At 26.4% G+C, this 864-nt stretch carries 1 protein-coding gene; it reads right to left on the bottom strand.

Features of this window, described 5'->3' with window-relative positions; genetic code table 11:
- Positions 1–135: 135 nt before the first annotated feature.
- Positions 136–864: hypothetical protein (locus GUB10_RS15890; RefSeq protein WP_227740449.1), on the bottom strand; the 729-nt coding region annotated here is incomplete at its 5' end.

Genomic DNA, 864 nt, shown 5'->3' with positions numbered 1-864 from the left:
AACGGTCTTGTATAACAATCAGTTGCGGATTGTTTAAAAACTAAGATAGCTGAAATTCCCGACTTTTATGTTTGCGCGGTTGTGTCCGCAGGACACAAAGCCGCAATTGTTGTTATACGGTGTTAGCATACGTTTTTATTGACCTAACATTAGTTTTTTTGTCAATTCAACTGTTACACTTACAAATACTTCTTTTATTACTTGCAATCCAGTTTTTTGAGCTCTTCCCCAAAATTTTGAAAGCCTTATCATTATTTTCTTTTTTGATTCTTTTGTCAAAGCTGACTTGATTTCATCGGTTTCTTTTTTTAAAATATCAATTTCTTTAATTTTTTCTTCTGATTGGTTTCTTTTTAAATTTTCAAGTTTCTTTTTAGATTTATTTAAATACTCTTCCAAAAATAATTGTTGTTCTAGATCAAAAGTTTCTTTATCAGAATTTTCATCTATTATTTCAAATTTTTGAAGAAATCTCTCCGCATTTGATCTAATTATTGGATCATCAAAAAATGATGCAGTTAACTCATATTGGTTTAATAAATTTAACCAACTTTGAAATTGTGATTCAAGATTTTTAATTTCTATCCATCCTCTAAATTTTCCACTATCATTTTGATTTTTAGGTTTTCTATCCATCAAGAATTGAAATGTGCCATTTTGCATTTTTCTGAATTCTACAATTTTAAAATAGAAATCAGAAGTATTATCTATATCCAGTATTGATAATAAATTATTTTCGGGATCAATTATTTTAAATTTTTCACCATTTAAATTCACAAATGATTCTAATGCTTTTAATATTGTAAGTGGTAATTTTTTCTTTTTATTCATTAGATATTTTATGTTTAAATGTATGCTAACGGT

It is taken from the genome of Salegentibacter sp. BLCTC, assembly GCF_015143665.1.
GTDB lineage: Bacteria > Bacteroidota > Bacteroidia > Flavobacteriales > Flavobacteriaceae > Salegentibacter > Salegentibacter maritimus.
Note: the sequence above shows the minus strand (reverse complement) of the source record. Positions and strands in the feature narration are given on the sequence as shown.